This is a genomic window from Shewanella sp. SR43-4 (assembly GCF_014163845.1).
GTDB classification, from domain to species: domain Bacteria; phylum Pseudomonadota; class Gammaproteobacteria; order Enterobacterales; family Shewanellaceae; genus Shewanella; species Shewanella vesiculosa.
This window is the reverse complement of sequence record NZ_JACJEB010000007.1, coordinates 1-20,071: the sequence shown is the minus strand read 5'-3', so window position 1 is coordinate 20,071 and position 20,071 is coordinate 1. Positions and strand designations below refer to the sequence as shown.

The following is a 20,071-nucleotide window of genomic DNA, read 5'->3' as shown; positions in this document are numbered from 1 at the left end:
GGACGTCAGGCTAGCTTTCGTTGGCCAGGGATGGCCTATCGGAAGCGTTAGCATTTTCGAATAAGTCCGAAGACGGTTACAAATGAAGTTAAAAGCTGGATCAATCCCCATGGCGACCTTTTCGCTTTTCAGAAAATGTTGCGGGGCGGCTGGGAGTTCCAAGAGGGAACAGCCGTTGGTTTCCTCTTGGTCTGGTGTGGGCGAAGCGCCACGACGTTAGTGGCCGCAGGCCATAGCCTAACCAACTTTGGGGCATAAATGATTTGCATACCTTGATCGCAATTGGTGTGATTCAACTCAGAACTTGAGGACGTTGAAGAAAATAGCGTGAGCCTGACAGGACGTCAGGCTAGCTTTCGTTGGCCAGGGATGGCCTATCGGAAGCGTTAGCATTTTCGAATAAGTCCGAAGACGGTTACAAATGAAGTTAAAAGCTGGATCAATCCCCATGGCGACCTTTTCGCAGCTGTTGTTTTGTAATAGCGAAAATGTTGCGGGGCGGCTGGGCTAATTCATTTATAAAGAGTAAAGAGGGAACAGCCGTTGGTTTCCTCTTGGTCTGGTGTGGGCGAAGCGCCACGACGTTAGTGGCCGCAGGCCATAGCCTAACCAACTTTGGAGCATAAATGATTTGCATACCTTACTTGTAATTGGTGTGATTCAACTCTGAACTTGAGGCCGTTGAAGACTATTTACCAAAGAATGCGTGAGCTGTTCCATAGCTTCAGGCTCAATAAAAATTGAGGACGTTGAAGAAAATAGCGTGAAGCTCACATGGATGTGAGCTTAGCTTTCGCGGTAAAGGATGTACCATCGGAAGCGTTAGCATTTTCGAATAAGTCCGAAGACGGTTACAAATGAAGTTAAAAGCTGGATCAATCACCATGGCGACCTTTTCGCAGCTGTTGTTTTGTAAATAGCGAAAACGTTGCGGGGCGGCTGGGCTAATTCATTTATAAAGAGTAAAGAGGGAACAGCCGTTGGTTTCCTCTTGGTCTGGTGTGGGCGAAGCGCCACGACGTTAGTAACCATAAGCCATAAAAACTAACTCAACCATTCTTAACGCGCTTACTATTTTTAAGTTTCTTCTTTGATTTTGTTAGCATATTTACCAAAGACTTTACCCGTTGTAGCCCACACCATAACACCACCCCAAGCGATAAAAGAAAGACCTGCTGGGATACAAGCTAACAAAATATATTTAAAATGTTTTCTATTAAAGATTAACGAAAGAAGTGCTGGGAGAAACCAAAGAATAAGTCCTCCTATAACTAACGCCGCCATAAACATAGAATTGTCACTTGCCAATATTTTATCAATAAAATCCATTTACTTAATCCTTTTTAAATCGATAAGTGTTACTCGTGTTTAAACATAACGCAGCGTAGAAAAATCGTCCTATGCCAGTTTTATTAGATCTTTTTCCATGCCCCATTTACACTGAACTCACACCAGCATAAACAACAACAATTTAGCAACATTACATTAGTCATTGCAGAATATGCAACTAAAACAGCAACAAGACCTTATTAGCCGCAGGCCATAGAAAGAACAGTAAATCAAACAAAAAAGCTGGATCCAGGCTCACAATCATTACCGGGATGACGAGATAAGAAATCGACTATGCCGCCGCGACGGAATAAAGTCTTACTTTCTTACTTTATCCAACGCACCGCAAACTGCATTAATGCCTAAAATAGCCCTTGGGGTAGCCCGATGAAGTAAATCGGCATCAAACTGATATATATGGTGATTTTTTACTGCGGGTAGCTCAGGCCAATCAGACCAATTGATACCTAAAATATTGCCTTCATCCTGGCTTTGTAAGATAACTTCGGCGTCGGTTAATAACACATTTTCAATGCTAATTTGTGGGTATTCACTTGCTGCGTCAAAAAACACATTATCACCATGGCAGACCTCAATCAGGTTTTGGATCCAACTGCCTTTAGCAACTGTCATCAGCGGCGTTGACCATAATTGATAGAACACTTTAACGGCCGGCTTAGTTTGATTTTGCAGGGTAATATCAGCTAATTGCTGACGATAATCATCTGCCACTTGTTTGGCTTTAGCGCTATGGCCGGTTAACTGGCCGAGCAGCTCAAGATCTGTCGCGATGTCGGCTAAGTGTTTAGGGTCGCTATTAAACAGGGTAAAACCTAAATCGCGTAACTGTTTAATGTCCTCCATTTTGTTGCCACTTTGCCACACCACAATTAAATCAGGGTTGAGCTCAATCACTCGCTCGATTTGAATACCATAATAGCCGCCAATACTGGGGATATCTTTAGCCGCTTCAGGGAAATCAGCATAGTCTGTGGTCGCCACAATCGACTCACCAGCGCCAATAGCAAACAGCATTTCAACCCCATGGGGCGATAAAGCAATAATCCGCTTAGCCGGCGGTTTATCTTGTAAATCATCTGTGGCCGTCGATGCTGCCGCGGGTAAAACAAGTGATACAGACGATAGTCCTATCACTGTGATGAGCAATAACAATACACGTAGCAAAATACTTTCCTTAATCGAAATGGTTTTTAATGGTGATGATTAACACGAGCAATTGAATGATATTTTACCGTTTATTGCACCAGCTTATCGGGCCAACCATGCATATCGATGTAATCGACTAAATTTTTCGGCCGATAATTGCTGTCATTCAACCAACGTGTTTTAACCGACTGATGTAATAATATTGGCACTAACTCTGGGTCTAGCGCTCGTATAAAGCGTTTTTTAACTCGATAAAAGCTACGATATGAATCTTGAATATCCGCCATTGGATTAGGCAATAACGCATCGGCTAAATGTAACTCCACCGTCAAACTAGCCGTTCGCGCTTGGCTTATCATCCACTGTAACGCAATATCAGATAAGGTACTGCCGTCGTCATTAGGTGCAACACTACCACCAATATTACTATGGGCGCCGATAAACCAAACCTGTTGTATGTCTATGCTGGTTCGAGGGGCCCAAATGGTTGGCTCAAAATCGCTGCGATGTTCATCTAGTGCAAGTGCATGACGAGCCACTTTGACATTACGGCCTAATTTGGCATCATAAAACTCATCTTTGTCTTCAAACAAACCGAGAAACGACAGCGGGATCCCCATAGCACCAACAGTATCCCACACGCCAACAAAGGCCACTTCACGTGACGGATGTGAATGTTGCTGACGAAACTGCAGCGAGCGCTCACCATCTGGGGAAAAAGGTTGAGTTTTCATTTTATAGTGGTCAAACGCTTGTTGAATAAGCTTTGCATCTGGGCGAGTAACAATACCGCAATTATTAATCAGGCCACATAAACAGCGAACGGTATAAGCGCCACGGCTAAAACCGAATAGATAAATGTCATCACCAGGCGAGTAGTTTTGTACGATATAGCGATAAGCATCCATAATATTTTTATGCAGCCCACGACCAGTTGCGCCGCCGATAACAGAATCATAATACGAGCCGATTCCCCAATCGTAAAACACCTGCTGTGGCACACCGTCATCCGCAATGGGTTTGATAGCCCTAGCAAGCTTAAGCACATTAGTGGCGTGATCTTTTTCAAGATCCTTTTCTGGCCGATTCCAGGTGCCATCAGCACAAATAACAATACGTTTTTTCATATCAATCCTTGACACCCAGCATGAACAATAGATGAAGCATAATAGACTAAATGCCTATTTTCACCATCGGAAAAATAACCAATACTCGAAAGTTCACTTAAGTCGATTCGAGTAACTGACCATGATAACAGCAGAACAAAGTGTATTAATGATTGTAGACGTACAAGGCAAACTAGCCCAAGTTATGCAGCAATCAGCTCAACTACACCAAAAACTTGCAGTATTAATTCAAGGTGCGCAACTATTTGATATTCCGATTATTTGGTTAGAACAATTACCCGATAAATTAGGTCCCACCAGCGAAGAGATCGCACAATTATTAACAAAAACAAGCAAACCCATCGCTAAAGAGCACTTTAGTGCTTGGCATTGTGACGAGTTAAAACAACAACTTAAAGGGTTAAACCGTAATAAGGTTATCCTTGCGGGTATTGAAACCCACGTGTGCGTTTATCAAACCTGTAAAGACTTACTGGACAACGACTATCAAGTGCACCTTGTTGCCGATGCGGTTTCTTCAAGGGGGACAGACAACAAAGTGCTTGGAGTACAAATGATGCTTAATGATGGCGCCCAACTGACCAATGTTGAATCATTACTGTTTGAACTTCAGCATGTCGCCCAAGGTGAACGCTTTAAGGCATTACTTAAATTGATAAAGTAGCCATAAGTTATCAGTATGGGTATGATGTTAAAATAATTATAACAATAACATCATACCGCTATGCACCTATTTGATCGGCCCATCATTATTTTATCTGCGCCCCGCTCAGGCAGCACTTTGTTGTTCGAGGTGTTATCAAAAAGCCAGTCAATATTCACTATTGGTGGTGAAAGCCATGCGCTGATAGAAACCATCCCCAAGTTGAATATTGCCTACCGTAAATTTAGTTCTAATGCCTTAAGTGAGCAGGATATTGATGATGATTTACGACAGTTGTTATTACAACGCTTTAGCGATGCGCTTCAAGATAGCCAGGGCAATAAGCTCAAAAGTGATAACGATAAGAGTATTCGTTTTTTAGAAAAAACCCCCAAGAATAGTTTGCGGGTAGATTTTTTTAATGCGCTATTTCCTGATGCGTTATTTATCTATCTCGTCAGAGAACCCAAAGAAAATATCAGCAGTATTATGCAAGCTTGGCGCTCGAATAAGTTTGTCACTTATCCTAATTTACCGGGGTGGGATAAACGTAACTGGTCGCTACTGCTTCCTGAAAAATGGCAACAGCTTAATCGCCAGTCGTTAGCGCCCATTGCCGCGTTTCAATGGCAAGCCGCTAATGAAGCGATTATGGATTCATTGCAAAAGATCGACAGCAATCGCTGGTGCATGGTGTCTTACGATCAATTAATTGCAGACCCTGCGAAAACCGTTAAGCAACTCTGTCAATTTACCGCTACAGATTTCGACCCAGCCTTAGCGCAATTATGCAGCAAGCCATTAGCGCATTCTCGCTACACTATATCGACCCCAAAACCAGATAAGTGGCTCGAAAATTACCATGATATTGCCAAAATTTGGTCAAGTACTTGTACAACACTGAACAAAATCAATCATCATTTACGCCAGCGCGGCCATCCAATATATGACACTCAATGGCAGCAACACGACATTGCTAAGCCTGTAGCACAGGCTCCGGAACCCACAAAGAAAGTGTTAGCTCAGCCAAACGATCAAAATGTGTCTCGCAACAGTCCCTGCCCTTGTGGTTCGGGCAAACGATTTAAGCAATGTCATGGTCAATTACATTAGCCCAAAAGCGCCAGTATTTTTAAATAGCCAGCAGAACGGGTAAAAATACCTGTGTAGAAAATCATAACGGTAAACGCCGCATTACAGAGAGCCCAATAATGAAGTTACCTCATGAGTTTTATCAATTACCTTTTAGCTTTGATGTCGGTCAATTAACCAAAGAAATCGAGCAATTTACCGGATCAGACTGGGTCACTCATCATGAAGGTTTTCAGGGTAATTCGGCCATTCCGTTAATTTCGGTCAATGGCGAGTTTAACAATGACTTTAAAGGGCCAATGCAGCCCACTGCGGCGTTAGAAAAAAGCCCTTACATCAAACAAATACTCGCTTCATTTGGTGAGGTACTCAGTCGTTCAAGATTAATGCGCTTAGCACCCGGTGCACAAGTGCCACTGCATTCAGACATTAACTACCATTGGTATAAACGCGTTCGAGTGCATATTCCGATTACCACCACCGAACAAGTGCAGTTTTTTTGTCATGATAAACAAGTGCATATGGGCGCCGGCGAGTGTTGGATTTTCGACTCGTGGAAGCTTCACAAAGTAGAGAACAACAGCGACCAATATCGCGTTCATTTAGTGGTTGATTTGGCAGGGTCAAGTCAATTTTGGCGAACGGTATTTAAGCACTCACGTTCAATCGCAGATAATCAATCAACAGCATTAAACAGTCAATTCGTCGGTTTTAACCCAGACTTGGCAGCAAGCTTGATCACAGAGCAATTTAACGCCCCCATTATCATGCCTGTGGCAGAGGTTGAATACTTAACCAATGAGCTGTTAGCTGAGGTCAAACACAATCCTGATAATAGGCTTGCAGAAGTGAATGCATTTTCGTTATTGATATCTGAGTATGTTGCCGATTGGCGCATGTTGTGGCTGCAATATGAGTGCACTAAAGCCGGTTGGCCGCATTATCATGCGCTACGTGAACAAACCATGATAAAAGCACTACAATGCGCTAAATCACTGCAACTGACCCATTCTGGTTCAGCGGTTAAAGCGTTCGAACAATTGGTTATCGTGGCGTGTATGAATGTTGAACTTAGTGAGCCATTGGCAACGCGTAAACAAGCTATTGCTTCACCAAAAACCTCTCAAGTAAGAGCTAATTCAGCGCCAAAAACAGCGGTAATCAAATCCAGCGACCCGATGATTGAATCTATGATTGCACCGCCATCACGCAATAGCCCTTGCCCTTGCGGCAGTGGCGAGCGCTATAAAGCATGCCACGGTAAGATGAGTTAATAAGACGAAGACTTGCTTAGGTTTATCTGAAAAGTTACAGAAATGGCGCCCTTAGGCGCCATTTCTAAACCGTCAACCAAACGATGGTGTTTTAGCTTGTGGCAATGCCTTACCCCAAGTTCAGATTAACCAAAAAATTGCTGTGCGGCTTTTTTCGCAATGGCATCCAACTCGGAGATGGGCTCAGGTATAAAAGCTTGATATTTGTCTGCCTGACCAATTGCCTTAGGATTCATAGGCTGCCTAACTTGGCTGGCGCTGGGCGTTAACACCGCACGCTCAGACTCATAAAAGGTAAAACATTGCGCTTGAGTCGTTAACTCACAGTAATCCAATATGCGTTGAATTTGTGACTCTGGTTCACGCACCAATTGCTCAAAACAGACATGTAAAATCTCATTCGGATACAGCCTATCCCAATGTTGCATAATGTCTAAATAGTGGTGCCAGTAACTTGCAATACCCGCAAACGAATATGAATAATCATGTCCAAAACTGAAAAACTGCTTAAATACACTCAAGCCATTGTCGACAGTATTGCGCACCACATTGATAATTTTTGCTTGAGGAAATAAGGTTTTAATTAGCCCTATGTGTAAAAAGTTATTTGGGTTTTTATCGATTACATACGTTGGTGCATCGCTAAAGTAATGATTCACCTCGGCTAAATAACGTTGGCGGAATTGATCAATATGGCTAGCTGAAAGCTGACTTAATCTAGCCTGATAACCACCCGACATATCCATTTGCAGCGCAAAGCGTTCCATAAACGGTAACTCATCGGTAGCGCCAACATCGCTATGGCACGCCAAAATTTGCTCGACTAAAGTGGTACCAGAACGAGGCATACCAACGATAAAAATCGGTGTTTGGCTAGCCGCTGGCGAGCGATTAATATGCGGCGATGGTGTATGCCCAAGTAGCGACAACACAATATTGGCAAACTGGGTTTGTTTAAACGGTCGGTGAAGCGCCATGATTTGATTGGCTAATAACATCGACTCACACGCTTTTTCGATTTGCTGTGTTTGTTCGTAGGCTTTACACAAAGCAAAATACACCAGCGCTTGATTTTGTTTGCTTAACGACTCATCGGTTACAAAACCTTGTAATAAGCTCAAATCATCAGTGCTGAAACGATACTGCTTTAAATCTGCCAAACTCCAATAACCGACCCCCACTTGCGTTGGGCTTAATTGAATATATTGCTGATAAAAATTGGCTGCTTTTTCTGTATCGCCTTTGGCTTTATAGATATGACCCAAATTAAGCTGCACAGCGGGTTCAGCAAAATCATTTGCCACACACCATTGAAAACATTGTTCCGCTAAGGTCATATCGCCAACTTTAGTCGCGACCAGCCCCAGTTTATAACGGCATTTTGCGTCCTGTGGTAACAAATTAATTAACTGTTCTAAATAAGCTTTAGATAAGAAAAAGTCTTGTTTTACTTCAGCTATAGTCAGCAGCCCCATTAATACTGATACCGTATTCGGTTTAATGGATGCTGCACTGATAAAATAGCTCTCTGCTTGTGCATATTGTTGTTGCTGTAAATGAATATGACCTAGTATGGCTAAGGCTCCGACGTGTTTATCATCGCGCTTAACCACTTTACGAGCATACATTCTGGCCGACGAATAATTTTTTGATTGAAACAGCGATTCCGCTTGGCTCAAATATTGGTCAATAATACTCAAACGAGGGTCCTTTTTATTATAATTAATCCACTATTGTCGACTAAATCTAAGCTCAATCACTTGCCTTAATCACTTAGTTCAATCAGTTCTGTTTCAGTAGAATAACATAAATATCATCAGAATCTTGAGGCAACAAACAGTGCCTAAAACCAACCTGAATTAGTGAACGAAATAATTAACTTAAGCGTACAATGGCCATATAGATTTCCCCGTTCACCCGACAAGAGTGAGTTTTGATGAAAAATAATGAAGCCAAAGTACCAACCAGCCGTCTATCTCGATTATCAAAAATGGGTGGGCTGGCTTCACGTTTAGCGGGTAACGTACTGCTTGAAGGCGCCAAACAATTTAGCCAAGGTAAGTCGCCATCAATGCAGCAACTGATGATGACCCCCAAAAATATTGGCCATGTGGCCGATAAACTGTCGCAACTACGCGGCGCGGCCATGAAAGTGGGCCAAATGTTGTCAATGGATGCCGGAGACTTAGTGCCTCCTGAATTGGCTGAAATATTGGCTAAGCTGCGCTCTGACGCTAAGGCCATGCCACACAAACAATTAACCCAGTTATTAGTTGAGCATTGGGGCAGCGATTGGATTGCACCGTTTGCCCAATTTGAATTACGCCCTTTTGCTGCGGCATCGATCGGCCAAGTACATTTGGCCTATTTAGATACGGGCGAAAAACTGGCGATAAAAATTCAATACCCAGGTATTCGAGACAGCATCGACAGCGATATCGACAACGTGGCCAGCTTATTAAAAGTCTCGCGGTTAATTCCCGCTAACGTAAAACTCGATACCTTACTCGCTGAAGCAAAACTGCAGCTGCATAACGAAGCGGACTATCACTTTGAAGCTGAGCAAGTTGCACTTTATCAGCAACAACTGGGCGATAACCCTCACTTCATCGTGCCTAAAGTTTACCCAAAATTGAGTAACAACAGCATTTTATGTATGCAATTTGTTGAAGGCGTGGCGATTGAGTCATTAACCGAATCATCACAAGCAGTGCGCGACCAAATCGCAACGTTACTAATGGAATTGTGCTTTAAAGAGCTATTTGAGTTTAAATTGCTCCAGTCAGATCCTAATTTTGCCAATTTTCAGTACCAAGCAGACACTCAAAAAATCGTCCTATTTGACTTTGGCGCCACCCGCACCATTAGCGACACATTATCGCAAGGTTATCTGCAACTGATGCAAGGTGCGATTGTTGATGATAAACAACAAATGACACAAGCAGCACAACAGATCGGCTTTTTTCAAGACGCCATCGACCCACAACAGAAACAGCTAATTATTGATATTTTCTACCAAGCTTGTGAGCCACTGCGCTTTGATGGTGAATACGATTTTGCTCAAAGCAGTTTAGCTAAACGTATCACTCAGGCAGGTAAAGCCATGAGCACCCAACAAGATGAATGGCATACCCCACCTACTGATGCCATTTTTATTCATCGTAAATTAGCTGGTATGTATTTACTCGCGGCAAAGCTAAAAGCCAAAGTAAACGTCGCTAAATTATTTTCTGTTTATCAAACTCAAATCGGTAAAAAAAATGTGTAACATGTCTACTTAATCTTTATTTTACTCGCCATTTACCATGGCATATATGGACATAGTTATGATTAACCTTACCTTTCACCGCTCATGGCGCATCATGGGCGTAGTTGCATTAATGCTCTGCTTACCCAGTTATGGCCATGAAGCAGAAAAAACAACAAACCAAACCGTAAAACCTAGCCTTGAAGGCCAGCTGACTGTATCAAAACTTGCTGATGGAGTGTATTTACATCACTCCTATATGAATGTCAGCAATTTCGGCTTAGTCGAAGCGAACGGCCTTGTTGTGGTTGAAGATAAACAGGCCTATATTATCGATACGCCTTGGACCGACAGCGATACGGCAAAGCTTCTTGACTGGATTGCCCAGCAAGGATTTACCCCAGTTGCCAGTATTTCAACTCATTCCCATCAAGATCGTGCTGGCGGTATCGGTTACCTTAACAGCCAAGGTATTGCGACCACAGTATCTGAAACAACCCAGAAGATTTTAGCTAAAAATGCTAAACCTATCGCTAAAAACACCTTTGGCGGCACACAATACATAATGAAAACGGATTTAGTTGAAGTATATGATCTTGGTGCCGGACATACCGAAGATAACCTTGTGGTATGGCTACCCGCACAAAAAATATTATTTGGCGGATGTTTAATCAAATCGCTGAATTCAAGCGTATTGGGTTATACAGCTGAAGCAGACATGCAAGCTTGGCCATTAACGGTTGCCAAGGTACAAGCCCAATTTCCGCAGGTGAAAATGGTAGTACCCGGTCATGGAAAGGTTGGGGATAAAGCATTGCTGACCCACACTATCGCATTACTGAACAACTTAAGCATTTAACATCAAAAAGATAAATCTATTGCGTCGATATGCGATAGCTTATTAACCATTGAGTTCAATTGAACTCGCACAAGGAGAGTTACCATGTTTAGTCACGTTATGATCGGCGTTAATGATATTGATACATCAAAAAAATTCTATGATGCGATTTTAGGTGCATTAGGCCATGCTCCAGGACAAATTGATCCTAAAGGTCGTTGTGTATACATGACAAAGACGGGGATTTTCATACTCACTAAACCGATTAACGGTGAGCCAGCATGCCATGGTAATGGCACAACAATTGGTTTTGCTGCAGAAACACCAGCGTTAGCAGATGCATGGCATGAGGCCGGTTTAGTCAATGGTGGCACCGCGTGTGAAGATGCTCCGGGTATTCGACCTGGCCCTGCATTTGATTTATACCTTGCTTACCTTCGCGATCCAGATGGTAACAAGATGTGCGCCTTACACAGAGTGGCAAAGTAATCGTCGCTAAGCATTAACCACTATATGGGTGACGTGATTGTACTTCGCCCATTTTTATTTAAATATCAGTGTAAATATCAATTAGCTGACTAATTAATCGATTCAAATAAAATCAAAATCCGAAGCTAACATGCCAATATTTATTAGCAACGGTTTTTTTATGGTTAATCCCTTGTGCTCTCTTTTACAGCTAAAATAATTCCATTCCATATACCTCGAACACTTATAGATGCACCAAACAGTACAACAAGGTAAAATAATGGCCCTTTGGTGTAGTGAGTGTGTTTTTGATGTCTGTTAACGACCCGTGTTTTATTCCTTTCAATGATGCAATGGCTTTCAATAACACGCTTGCCGAACAAGGATTACCTAACTCTTTCACCTTCCCGTTTTATTATCAACCTCATCCAATATGTTTACTGGCTGCAAAGCAGTTGCAGCAGGAGTTACTTGAGGCGAATCCCTGGCGACATAATTTTGGCTTAGACAGCGAAAATGATCGCGGCATGGTGATTGGTAAAATGTTTGGTGTATTAGTGGTGAAGAATGCACACGGGCAACTTGGTTTTTTAGCGGCTTTTTCGGGTAAGTTAGCCGACAACAATATCTTACCGCCGTTTGTGCCACCAGTGTTTGATATGCTGACCCAAGACAGTTTTTTTAGTGCTGAAAATAAACAGATTAACCACATTAATCTGTCGATTAGTCAGCAAGAAGCAAATCCATTGCTGGCAACATTAACCGCGACGTTAGTTGCGCAACAACACCAAGCGGAAAGTGAACTTGAGCAGCAACGTAACGCAATAGTTGAAGGCCGCAAGCTGCGTAAGCTGCAACGTGAGCAAGCAGATGATGCATTAGCGCAAGCAAGCATCAGTGACGATACCCATAGAACATTGTCTATCGAGTTAAGCCGTCAAAGTGTGCAGCAAAAGCATCAGCTAAATGCGTTAAAGCAACAGTGGCAGACTCAAGTTGAAGCCACTAAAGTGGCATTAGATACGCTTCAATTGCAAATCAAACAGCTTAAACGTCAGCGCAAACAACTTTCAAATGGATTGCAAAAAAAGCTGTTTGCTCAATATCAGTTTTTAAATGTCTTAGGTGAAGCACGAGATTTAAACGATATTTTCAATGATGCACCTAATCATTTACCACCAGCAGGTGCAGGCGAATGTGCGGCACCTAAGTTACTGCAATACGCATTTACACATCAATTTACTCCAATTGCGATGGCAGAGTTTTGGTGGGGCTCATCGCCAAAATCTGAGATAAAACAGCATAAAAACTACTACCCGGCTTGTCACGGAAAATGCCGACCTATTCTGACTCACATGCTAAAAGGCATGCAAGTGGATGACGATCCACTGTTGATTAATCCGGGTAAAGATCAGCACATTGATATTATTTATCAAGATGATGCGATGGTGATTATTAACAAGCCTGCTGAATTGTTATCGGTACCGGGTAAAAATATCACCGACTCGGTGTTTAGTCGTATGCAGCAGCTATTTCCCACTGCGACAGGGCCGCTGATTGTTCATCGCTTAGACATGTCGACCTCAGGCCTAATGGTGATTGCACTCACCAAAGAAGCTAACAAAGCTCTACAACAGCAGTTTATTCAACGCAGCGTCACTAAACGTTATATCGCGCTAATTGAGGGTGTACCAAGTCAAGATGAGGGAGATATTAGTTTGCCATTGCGGGTGGATTTGGACGATCGTCCGAAGCAGTTAGTGTGTTATGAGCATGGCAAACATGCCGAGACGCATTGGCAAGTTTATCAACGTCAAAGACAGCGCACTTTAGTATATTTGTACCCTAAAACCGGGCGAACCCATCAATTACGCATGCATTGTGCCCATCACGATGGTTTGCACATGCCAATAGTCGGTGATGATTTATACGGCATCGCCACCAACCGTTTGCATTTACACGCCCAATATTTAGCGCTTACTCATCCGCTGACTGGCGAAGATATGGTGTTTGAAACGAAAGCCGATTTTGAATAATCATCATATGAAAATAGAGACAACATCAGTAAAAGTATCTAAAGACACTTTTACTGATCTACTCGAACACACTGAGTATTAAGTGATTGGTTGCTTTAATACTACAACTTAAAGCTACTGACCTCTTGTTGTAGTGATGCAGCTAAATGAGCCAATTTCTGTGCTTGTGTCATTGAGGTTTTCGCTTCAATTGACAAGTTTTCCGATACTTCGCGAATAGATTCCGTATTACGGTTTATCTCACTTGTCACTGAGGTTTGTTCTTCTGCTGCCGTGGCAATTTGACTCGCCATATCTGAAATCTCATTAATCGCTTTAGTGATCTGCAATAAACTCTCACTAGCCGAATTAGCATCCGATACGCTGGTTTCAGCCATTTCACGGCTTTGTGTCATTGACTTAACAGCTTTTTCCGCCGTTTTTTGTAGGGTCTCAATTGTAGCTTGAATTTCTTGAGTCGATGAATGAGTACGTTGTGATAACACTCGAACTTCATCAGCCACTACAGCAAAACCTCGGCCTTGTTCTCCCGCACGAGCGGCTTCAATCGCAGCATTCAATGCCAACAAATTAGTTTGCTCGGAGATCCCGCTAATGGTTAACAGAATACTGTTAATTTTCTGTGAGTGTTCATTCAAGTCACCAATAATCTGCCCTGCTGTACTCACTTCTTTGGCTAGACTTCGTATTGATGCTTGGCTTTGCATTACCTGTTTTTGACCGTGGGTTGAAAGCTCTACCGCATCTTGTGCTATGTGTGCTGTATGTTCGGCATTGCTGGCAATCTCTTCGGTAGCACTGGCCATTTCAGTTACGGCTGTGGCTACCATAGTCACTTCATCTTGCTGAATGACAATACGATCGCTATTTTTAACCGCTGATGCACTGCTATCTGTCGCTTGATATTCCAATTGGCCTGCAATTTTATGCATCCGAGAAATCATCCCGTGAATACGTTCAGCAAATTGATTAAAACCAGACGCTAAGCGACCTATTTCATCATGACTGTTGGCGGTTTCAATACGCACGGTTAAATCACCTTCTCCTTCGGCAATATCGTTTAGAGCTTGGGCAACACGTTCAAGATCTTTAAATTGAATTTTAAAAATAACGGTAAGCATTAATCCGAAAAGAATAAGTAAAGTCGCCCCTATCGCAGACATCCACCAAGCGAGAACGGTAGCCGGTGACATAATTTGTTGCTTATCCATTACGAAAATTAATGCCCACTCTGTCGAAGGGATTGCCGCAACATACAAAAGCTTAGTTGTACCATCGAGCTCACGCTCTTCAATACTGTTGGCTTTGGACCTTTGTGCTAACCAACTATTAGTGAATTGTTCATCGACGCTACTGAGTTGTTTATTATTCAATTGACTATGTGGATGGCTGATAATCAGTCCGGTATAGTCAACCATTACAGCGTAACCATCACCCGGAACGTCTAAGCTCTGGACGGCATCCGTTAACTGAACAATGGTTAAGTTAGCGGCGGTAACACCAAACAATTTGCCATTAGCCATCACAGGTGCAGCAATCGTCACCACTTGCTTCTGTAAAGTAGTACTAATATAAGGCGCTGTCATAATCATACTGCCTGCGGCCTTAGCATCTATATACCAAGGTCTTACTCTTGGATCATAACCTGCGGTATTTAATGCAGGATCTTGACGGTACATATTACCTTGCTCATCGCCAAAATAAGTTAATGCAAAGCCCACAGCGTTGTGAGCTTGGAGTAAAAAAGGCGTGATATTAACAGTTGGGTCAGCTTCAATGGTTTGTTTCAGGCTGGTAATGGCCTGCTTTCTATCTTGCATCCATTCGCCAATTCCTTGAGTAAAGGTCACTGCTAGTTGGTCTATTTCATCTTGGGTATTGGTCAATGCATTATTTCTAATAACATAACTAGATATGCTCACCAACACCACGATAGTGATCAGTACTGCAAAAAGACTGCTAAGAAGCAGACGTGTTTTTAGTGTCGATTGCATGAGCTCTTCCTTTATAATCCAAAGTTTTCCAGTGATATGACTTTATATCGGCAGCAAATGTCAAAACATGCGATCGTAAAACACTAAAAAAATTAATCGTTGATTCGGATTTTACCCCTGGCCAGGACAATCATTGATTTAGCAGTCAATCATTTAGCATCACAACTTAACCTTAAACACATTCTGCTGCATGTACGCGTTCCATCATGACCCAATAGAGCACTCTAATGATGAGTCATTTAAAATCTGAGTATAGCTGAACCCAAAAGATAACAATACGTTAACAATTTGATTTATATCATACTCCCTAGTTAATAATAAAACCTAAAATATAATTTCAGATCTTATGTCTCAGTTATCGCTCCATGAAGTCAACATTCGCGTAAATGTTATCCTTGCCATTAGCGCTGACAGTTGAGTTTTCCAAGGATGCGCTGTCACAATAGCCACGTTGGCGAGCAAGCTTATTCGATAAACGTTATAGAAGTTTATTGCTGAAAGTGACACACGAGTGAATTTCATAACAGCGGGTTTATATTGATCAGAAATACATCACGGATGACGAACATCGGCTTCATTCAGCGAGGATTAAGCAAGAAGGAAAAGTTCACAAAGGCTTGAGTAAAGCGAACCTTGTAAGTTATTTCATTAAAAATATAGCGCTTAACTAATGGGTTAGCTTATCAATAAACTAACCCGTGTTGATGGCCAGTGTTATAACTCAAACAACACATCGGTGCGGATAATGTATTTAACCCCAGACAAAATAGGCTCTGAGCTATGAATGCAATGCAGCGGATGCATGCCATGTGGGAAACACAATACACTTCCTGCTGGCGTTCGCACGTCAACTTGACGCATATTATCGCCATGTTTTGCTGGTAAACTTGGATTGTCGGCATTAACTAAAAAGCGCGTTGCACCGCCTTCAAAGTCTTCTGTCAGTAAGATTAAAAATGTCAGCAGACTATAGCGATCGCCAAAAGCATCTCGCACTAACTGACCGTCTATAACTTGGCTTCCCGGCCACGAACCATCTGAATGCGGCTTAAAGAAATCCCCCTGATTATAGCGATAAAAACGAAAGCGATTATTGAGTCCCAAGGCTGCTTTACCAGCAAAAATGCCCAAGTTATCATCCATAAGATGGTTAACTCTATTCCAAATAACTTGCTCTGTGGTGTTATCAACCACCCAGGTTAAACTGTCGTTATGGCGAACATTGCGTGGTAATGACACCGCGGCGTCGGGTAAAAAGCCCATCGACTCACTCACCGAAATTAGCCGTTTACACTCATCTGGCGTCAATACATTCAATAATTGAAACGCACCTGGCACTTCGGCTAACATTTTTTTACTCACGTTAGCACGCTCAGTTTCGGTCAACTTTGCCTCATTAAGCTCAGCCACATTAGCGTGATGATTAGCCCATGTCGGCAATGCCGGATGTTCAGCGCCGGGTTCTAGTGCCACCACAAAATAATCTGAATTTACTTTTGCTGTGTTCATGTATTTATACCTTTAACCATAAAATGGGCTAGCAATGTTTAACTAAAAAAGTGTGAGAGTTATTGTTTAATAAACATTATTTACTAAAAAATAACTGCTTACGAATAAGTGTGGCTAACCGCAAAAATTAATAACTCATCACTCGCACTTGAGCAAATTGGCGATGCCCTGCTGCAGTGCCATGAAAACCAAAACCACTTTGCTTAGCTCCTACCCATGGCGCATTGCCAGCACCAGCACCTTGATTAACCCCAACCATGCCAGCCTCAAGTTGTTCGGCAACGGCTTTAGCGCCTTGGCCACCAAACACCACAGCAGCTAAACCATAGTGGCTGTTATTAGCGCGACTAATGGCTTCATCAATATCACTAAAACGGCTGATAGCCACTACAGGGCCAAAGGTTTCTTCACGTTCTAGCAGCATTTCAGGAGTAATATCTGTCACAACTGTAGGTTGAATAAACGGTAGTTCATAGTGATCACTACCTAATAAAATACTCGCGCCTTTGGCTGTAGCATCTTGTAACTGCTCAAGTACTTTTTGGTGCTGTGTAGGATTCACTATCGGGCCAATATTCACATTCGCGGCGTCCCATGCCCCCACACGATAACGGCTGGCTAAGGCCACCACTTTTTGTTCAAACTCATCGGCAATTTGCTGGTCTACATATACTCGTTCTGTGGAAGTGCACATCTGCCCAGCGTTTTCAAACGAGCTTGCCACCGCAAAACGCACCGCGGCATCCATATTGGCACCGGCCATCACAATCATAGGATCGTTGCCGCCAAGCTCCATTACTAAACGTTTTAACCCCGATGCGGCATTAGCCATAATGTGTTTACCTGCAGCCATAGACCCGGTAAATGCCACCATATTAATGTCTGCAGCAACCAGAGCCTGGCCAAGGGCTTTATCACCTTGAACCACTTGCAACACATGCTGTGGTAGCACCTTATTAAGGGTATTAATAAATAATTCGGCCACCAGCGGAGTTTGTTCAGATGGCTTTAATATCACACTGTTGCCCGCTATAAGTGCTGGCATCAGTAAGTTATTGGCCATGGCTATCGGATAATTCCAGGGCGAAATGACGGCTACAACACCCAAAGGACGGTATTGTAATTCAGTACGATTATCAACTTGCTCAGTGGCTAGTGCATCGCCTATTTCACTGGCAAAATAGCCTGCATTTTGTAATGTACCGCCCACTTCATAGGTGGCACGGCGATAATCTTTGCCCATTTCTTGGCCAATGAGTGTTGCCAGTTCATCTTGCACTGCGTGTAATTGTTGATACGCTTTAACCACATACTGTTGCCGTTCAACTAATGGCAAACTTGCCCAAGCTTTTTGAGCAACTTGCGCATTGCTTATCACTATTGGCAACCGCTCGATGCTGGTTGTTTCTACGCTACCTACCGCTGTGGCTTCAATGTGTTCTCCGCCATCGACTTTGTGATAACTCGCGGGATCGTAAGAGGTTAATACTGCCATGGAGAAACATTCCTTAATGGTACTAAAGTGACGCTAGTCTAATTGCTGTCTATTTTGATACAATGGAATACAAAAGCAACCAGTATACTTTTAGTAACCTAGGTTAGATTGATGAAAACTAAAATTGAAACAATGACTAACGGTCAAAAAAAAGTTATCAACGCTTGTGCTGAACCTTGCTCGGTCGAGCGTGGTATGCGGGTATTAGGTGGAAAATGGAAAGCATCGATATTATGGCACTTGCAAGATGGTCCAGTGCGATTTAATGATTTGTCGCGCATGTTAGGCGGGGCAAGTAAAAAAATGGTCGATCAACGCCTGAAAGAATTAGAAGCCCAAGGACTGGTGACTCGCCATGTGATTAGTGATCGTCCTATTGCTGTGTCTTATAGTATTACCGATCTTGGTCGCACGGCATTGGATATTTTAGAGCGCTTAAAAGAGTGGGCAGATGAGTATATTGTTTAGCAAAGTACTCTGGGCTAGATCTCCACAAAGATTAATTATCTAACGACACCACGGCTTAATTGTCACAAAATAATAACAATATGTTAGGCTTGTCACTATTACGGAGATGAAATGCATGGAAGCCTTAATTTAAGGTGCTGTTATTTATGTTGCGTTACTTATCTGTGGTGATTTTCATCATTACATTTTTCAATTCGCCGATTTCAAATGCCAGACCAGCCATCACTTTTTACACCGAAAGCTATCCTCCATTTCAGTCGCTAAATTCTCATGGAGAATTGGTTGGCTTTTCGATTGATGTGTTACATGCTACCCAGCAATACCTTGATTTTGATATTAATATTCAAATCATGCCTTGGAGCCGAGCATATAAAAATGCCGCAAAAAATCCTGATACATTTATTTTTTCGATAGGCAAATCCGAAAAACGTTTACAACTGTTTAAATGGATAGGTGATTTTCACACGGTGCGAAATGTTATTTACAAAAAGACCTCTCGATCTGACATCAATATCGTTAACAAACAAGATATTAATCGATACACGCTGGCGTTACCAAGAAGCGACATTTCACTAGAGAGTCTCAACATTCAACATGAACACCCAAATGTCTATTTGGTTGCAAACCAAACTAAAGCCCTAAAAATGCTTTATTATGATCGAGTGGATTTAGTCAATAATAATGATATCGGCCTATCCGGCTCAATAAAGGCATTGGGGCTTAACCGGTCTGATTTCACCATTGCGTATGTTATTAATAACATCGAGCTAGGTATAGCAACCCATAAAGATACTCGGGTTGAATTACTCGAAATGATGCGACATGCATTTGATACGGTTAAACAAAATGGCCAGTTCGAGCTTATTGTAAAAAAGTGGTTTCCTGAACGAATATCACCACAAGCAGCAACTCAGATAGCGGGACCAATAACAGCTGCCCCTGATAATCATAGTCAAACCACGATTGAACCACTTTCGCTTTAATTGGCTCATGTCGCTAAAACCAATATATGGGTTCAGCGACAACATCTGTCGCTGGAAGCAAAGTCTGACATAGGCAGCTTCCAGCTTTCAATAACTTACCGAAAAGATATAACCATACTCTGACATAAAATGTACCCATAGTCTGACAAATCGGAACTACACCTAGATACTATAATTATGAATTGTCATTTTATTACAACTGAAAGCGTATCTCTTAGTAACTCACTTTTGGACAAAAGTGGGTTATAACTTATCTTTTTGTAAATTTTACCCTGAGCCAACTAAATTCTTGGCTGGTAGTTGGACTTTCGTCCGAGTAATGCCCAACCTATTGCATATTTACTAGTTTATTTTAGGTCGTTAATTCAATGTTATTAATTGCCTGCCGCAGGCTTTAGTGC

At 42.3% G+C, this 20,071-nt stretch carries 16 protein-coding genes; 9 read left to right on the top strand and 7 right to left on the bottom strand.

Annotated features, from left to right (window positions below; all coding sequences use genetic code 11):
* Nucleotides 1-1,077 precede the first annotated feature (1,077 nt).
* The 3 genes from H5123_RS09545 to H5123_RS09535 form a co-directional block, all read right to left on the bottom strand.
* Nucleotides 1,078-1,329, bottom strand: a complete 252-nt coding sequence (locus H5123_RS09545; protein WP_124015625.1) for a superinfection immunity protein — start codon at nucleotides 1,327-1,329, stop codon at nucleotides 1,078-1,080.
* Between the two features lie 318 nt (nucleotides 1,330-1,647).
* Nucleotides 1,648-2,514 carry a cobalamin-binding protein gene (locus H5123_RS09540; RefSeq protein WP_182697817.1) on the bottom strand — a complete coding sequence of 289 codons (867 nt, stop codon included), beginning with the start codon at nucleotides 2,512-2,514 and terminating at the stop codon, nucleotides 1,648-1,650.
* Nucleotides 2,515-2,585: 71 nt separating this feature from the next.
* Nucleotides 2,586-3,623, bottom strand: a complete 1,038-nt coding sequence (locus H5123_RS09535) for a DUF2235 domain-containing protein (RefSeq protein WP_182697816.1) — start codon at nucleotides 3,621-3,623, stop codon at nucleotides 2,586-2,588.
* 121 nt (nucleotides 3,624-3,744) lie between these two features.
* On the opposite strand from H5123_RS09535, the gene H5123_RS09530 reads away from it, so the two are divergent.
* The 3 genes from H5123_RS09530 to H5123_RS09520 all read left to right on the top strand — a co-directional run bounded on the left by H5123_RS09530 (nucleotide 3,745) and on the right by H5123_RS09520 (nucleotide 6,632).
* Nucleotides 3,745-4,287, top strand: coding sequence for a hydrolase (locus tag H5123_RS09530; protein ID WP_182697815.1), 543 nt, complete (start codon nucleotides 3,745-3,747; stop codon nucleotides 4,285-4,287).
* A gap of 60 nt (nucleotides 4,288-4,347) precedes the next feature.
* Nucleotides 4,348-5,379, top strand: coding sequence for a sulfotransferase (locus H5123_RS09525; protein ID WP_182697814.1), 1,032 nt, complete (start codon nucleotides 4,348-4,350; stop codon nucleotides 5,377-5,379).
* Nucleotides 5,380-5,477: 98 nt separating this feature from the next.
* Complete coding sequence (locus H5123_RS09520; protein WP_182697813.1) at nucleotides 5,478-6,632, top strand: aspartyl/asparaginyl beta-hydroxylase domain-containing protein; 1,155 nt, start codon at nucleotides 5,478-5,480, stop codon at nucleotides 6,630-6,632.
* Between the two features lie 125 nt (nucleotides 6,633-6,757).
* Here H5123_RS09520 and H5123_RS09515 read toward each other — a convergent pair whose 3' ends face one another.
* A complete protein-coding gene (locus tag H5123_RS09515) occupies nucleotides 6,758-8,332 on the bottom strand; it encodes a sulfotransferase (RefSeq protein WP_182697812.1) in 1,575 nt (524 codons plus the stop codon).
* A gap of 236 nt (nucleotides 8,333-8,568) precedes the next feature.
* On the opposite strand from H5123_RS09515, the gene H5123_RS09510 reads away from it, so the two are divergent.
* The 4 genes from H5123_RS09510 (at nucleotide 8,569) to H5123_RS09495 (ending at nucleotide 13,221) form a co-directional block, all read left to right on the top strand.
* On the top strand, nucleotides 8,569-9,900 hold the full coding sequence (locus H5123_RS09510) for an AarF/ABC1/UbiB kinase family protein (RefSeq protein ID WP_182697811.1): 1,332 nt from the start codon (nucleotides 8,569-8,571) through the stop codon (nucleotides 9,898-9,900).
* Nucleotides 9,901-9,958: 58 nt separating this feature from the next.
* The gene (blaDIM, locus tag H5123_RS09505; protein ID WP_182697810.1) at nucleotides 9,959-10,738 is read left to right on the top strand and encodes a DIM/SIM/IMP family subclass B1 metallo-beta-lactamase; all 780 of its coding nucleotides are present in this window, start codon (nucleotides 9,959-9,961) and stop codon (nucleotides 10,736-10,738) included.
* An 84-nt stretch (nucleotides 10,739-10,822) separates the two neighbouring features.
* Nucleotides 10,823-11,206 (top strand): VOC family protein, encoded by a 384-nt coding sequence (locus H5123_RS09500; RefSeq protein WP_124015616.1) that lies wholly within the window; start codon nucleotides 10,823-10,825, stop codon nucleotides 11,204-11,206.
* A gap of 290 nt (nucleotides 11,207-11,496) precedes the next feature.
* Complete coding sequence (locus H5123_RS09495) at nucleotides 11,497-13,221, top strand: pseudouridine synthase (protein ID WP_182697809.1); 1,725 nt, start codon at nucleotides 11,497-11,499, stop codon at nucleotides 13,219-13,221.
* A gap of 101 nt (nucleotides 13,222-13,322) precedes the next feature.
* Here the strand turns inward: H5123_RS09495 and H5123_RS09490 are convergent, their stop codons facing one another.
* The 3 genes from H5123_RS09490 to H5123_RS09480 form a co-directional block, all read right to left on the bottom strand.
* Nucleotides 13,323-15,215, bottom strand: a complete 1,893-nt coding sequence (locus H5123_RS09490; RefSeq protein WP_124015614.1) for a methyl-accepting chemotaxis protein — start codon at nucleotides 15,213-15,215, stop codon at nucleotides 13,323-13,325.
* Between the two features lie 714 nt (nucleotides 15,216-15,929).
* A complete protein-coding gene (locus tag H5123_RS09485) occupies nucleotides 15,930-16,724 on the bottom strand; it encodes a 2OG-Fe(II) oxygenase (RefSeq protein ID WP_124015613.1) in 795 nt (264 codons plus the stop codon).
* A 127-nt stretch (nucleotides 16,725-16,851) separates the two neighbouring features.
* Entirely contained in the window at nucleotides 16,852-18,219 is a 1,368-nt protein-coding gene (locus tag H5123_RS09480; protein ID WP_220487596.1) for an aldehyde dehydrogenase, read from the bottom strand.
* A 111-nt stretch (nucleotides 18,220-18,330) separates the two neighbouring features.
* On the opposite strand from H5123_RS09480, the gene H5123_RS09475 reads away from it, so the two are divergent.
* Together H5123_RS09475 and H5123_RS09470 are read left to right on the top strand one after the other, a co-directional pair.
* Nucleotides 18,331-18,687, top strand: coding sequence for a helix-turn-helix domain-containing protein (locus H5123_RS09475; protein ID WP_124015612.1), 357 nt, complete (start codon nucleotides 18,331-18,333; stop codon nucleotides 18,685-18,687).
* Between the two features lie 146 nt (nucleotides 18,688-18,833).
* On the top strand, nucleotides 18,834-19,670 hold the full coding sequence (locus H5123_RS09470) for an ABC transporter substrate-binding protein (RefSeq protein ID WP_182697808.1): 837 nt from the start codon (nucleotides 18,834-18,836) through the stop codon (nucleotides 19,668-19,670).
* Nucleotides 19,671-20,071: the final 401 nt, after the last annotated feature.

Bases quoted from the DNA above. Each gene is read 5' to 3' on its own strand.
- H5123_RS09480 (WP_220487596.1), bottom strand. From the start codon at position 18,219: ATGGCAGTATTAACCTCTTACGATCCCGCGAGTTATCACAAAGTCGAT.
- H5123_RS09485 (WP_124015613.1), bottom strand. From the start codon at position 16,724: ATGAACACAGCAAAAGTAAATTCAGATTATTTTGTGGTGGCACTAGAA.
- H5123_RS09510 (WP_182697811.1), top strand. From the start codon at position 8,569: ATGAAAAATAATGAAGCCAAAGTACCAACCAGCCGTCTATCTCGATTA.
- H5123_RS09545 (WP_124015625.1), bottom strand. From the start codon at position 1,329: ATGGATTTTATTGATAAAATATTGGCAAGTGACAATTCTATGTTTATG.
- H5123_RS09495 (WP_182697809.1), top strand. From the start codon at position 11,497: ATGTCTGTTAACGACCCGTGTTTTATTCCTTTCAATGATGCAATGGCT.
- H5123_RS09475 (WP_124015612.1), top strand. From the start codon at position 18,331: ATGAAAACTAAAATTGAAACAATGACTAACGGTCAAAAAAAAGTTATC.
- H5123_RS09500 (WP_124015616.1), top strand. From the start codon at position 10,823: ATGTTTAGTCACGTTATGATCGGCGTTAATGATATTGATACATCAAAA.
- H5123_RS09525 (WP_182697814.1), top strand. From the start codon at position 4,348: ATGCACCTATTTGATCGGCCCATCATTATTTTATCTGCGCCCCGCTCA.
- H5123_RS09530 (WP_182697815.1), top strand. From the start codon at position 3,745: ATGATAACAGCAGAACAAAGTGTATTAATGATTGTAGACGTACAAGGC.
- H5123_RS09535 (WP_182697816.1), bottom strand. From the start codon at position 3,623: ATGAAAAAACGTATTGTTATTTGTGCTGATGGCACCTGGAATCGGCCA.
- blaDIM (WP_182697810.1), top strand. From the start codon at position 9,959: ATGATTAACCTTACCTTTCACCGCTCATGGCGCATCATGGGCGTAGTT.
- H5123_RS09490 (WP_124015614.1), bottom strand. From the start codon at position 15,215: ATGCAATCGACACTAAAAACACGTCTGCTTCTTAGCAGTCTTTTTGCA.
- H5123_RS09470 (WP_182697808.1), top strand. From the start codon at position 18,834: ATGTTGCGTTACTTATCTGTGGTGATTTTCATCATTACATTTTTCAAT.
- H5123_RS09520 (WP_182697813.1), top strand. From the start codon at position 5,478: ATGAAGTTACCTCATGAGTTTTATCAATTACCTTTTAGCTTTGATGTC.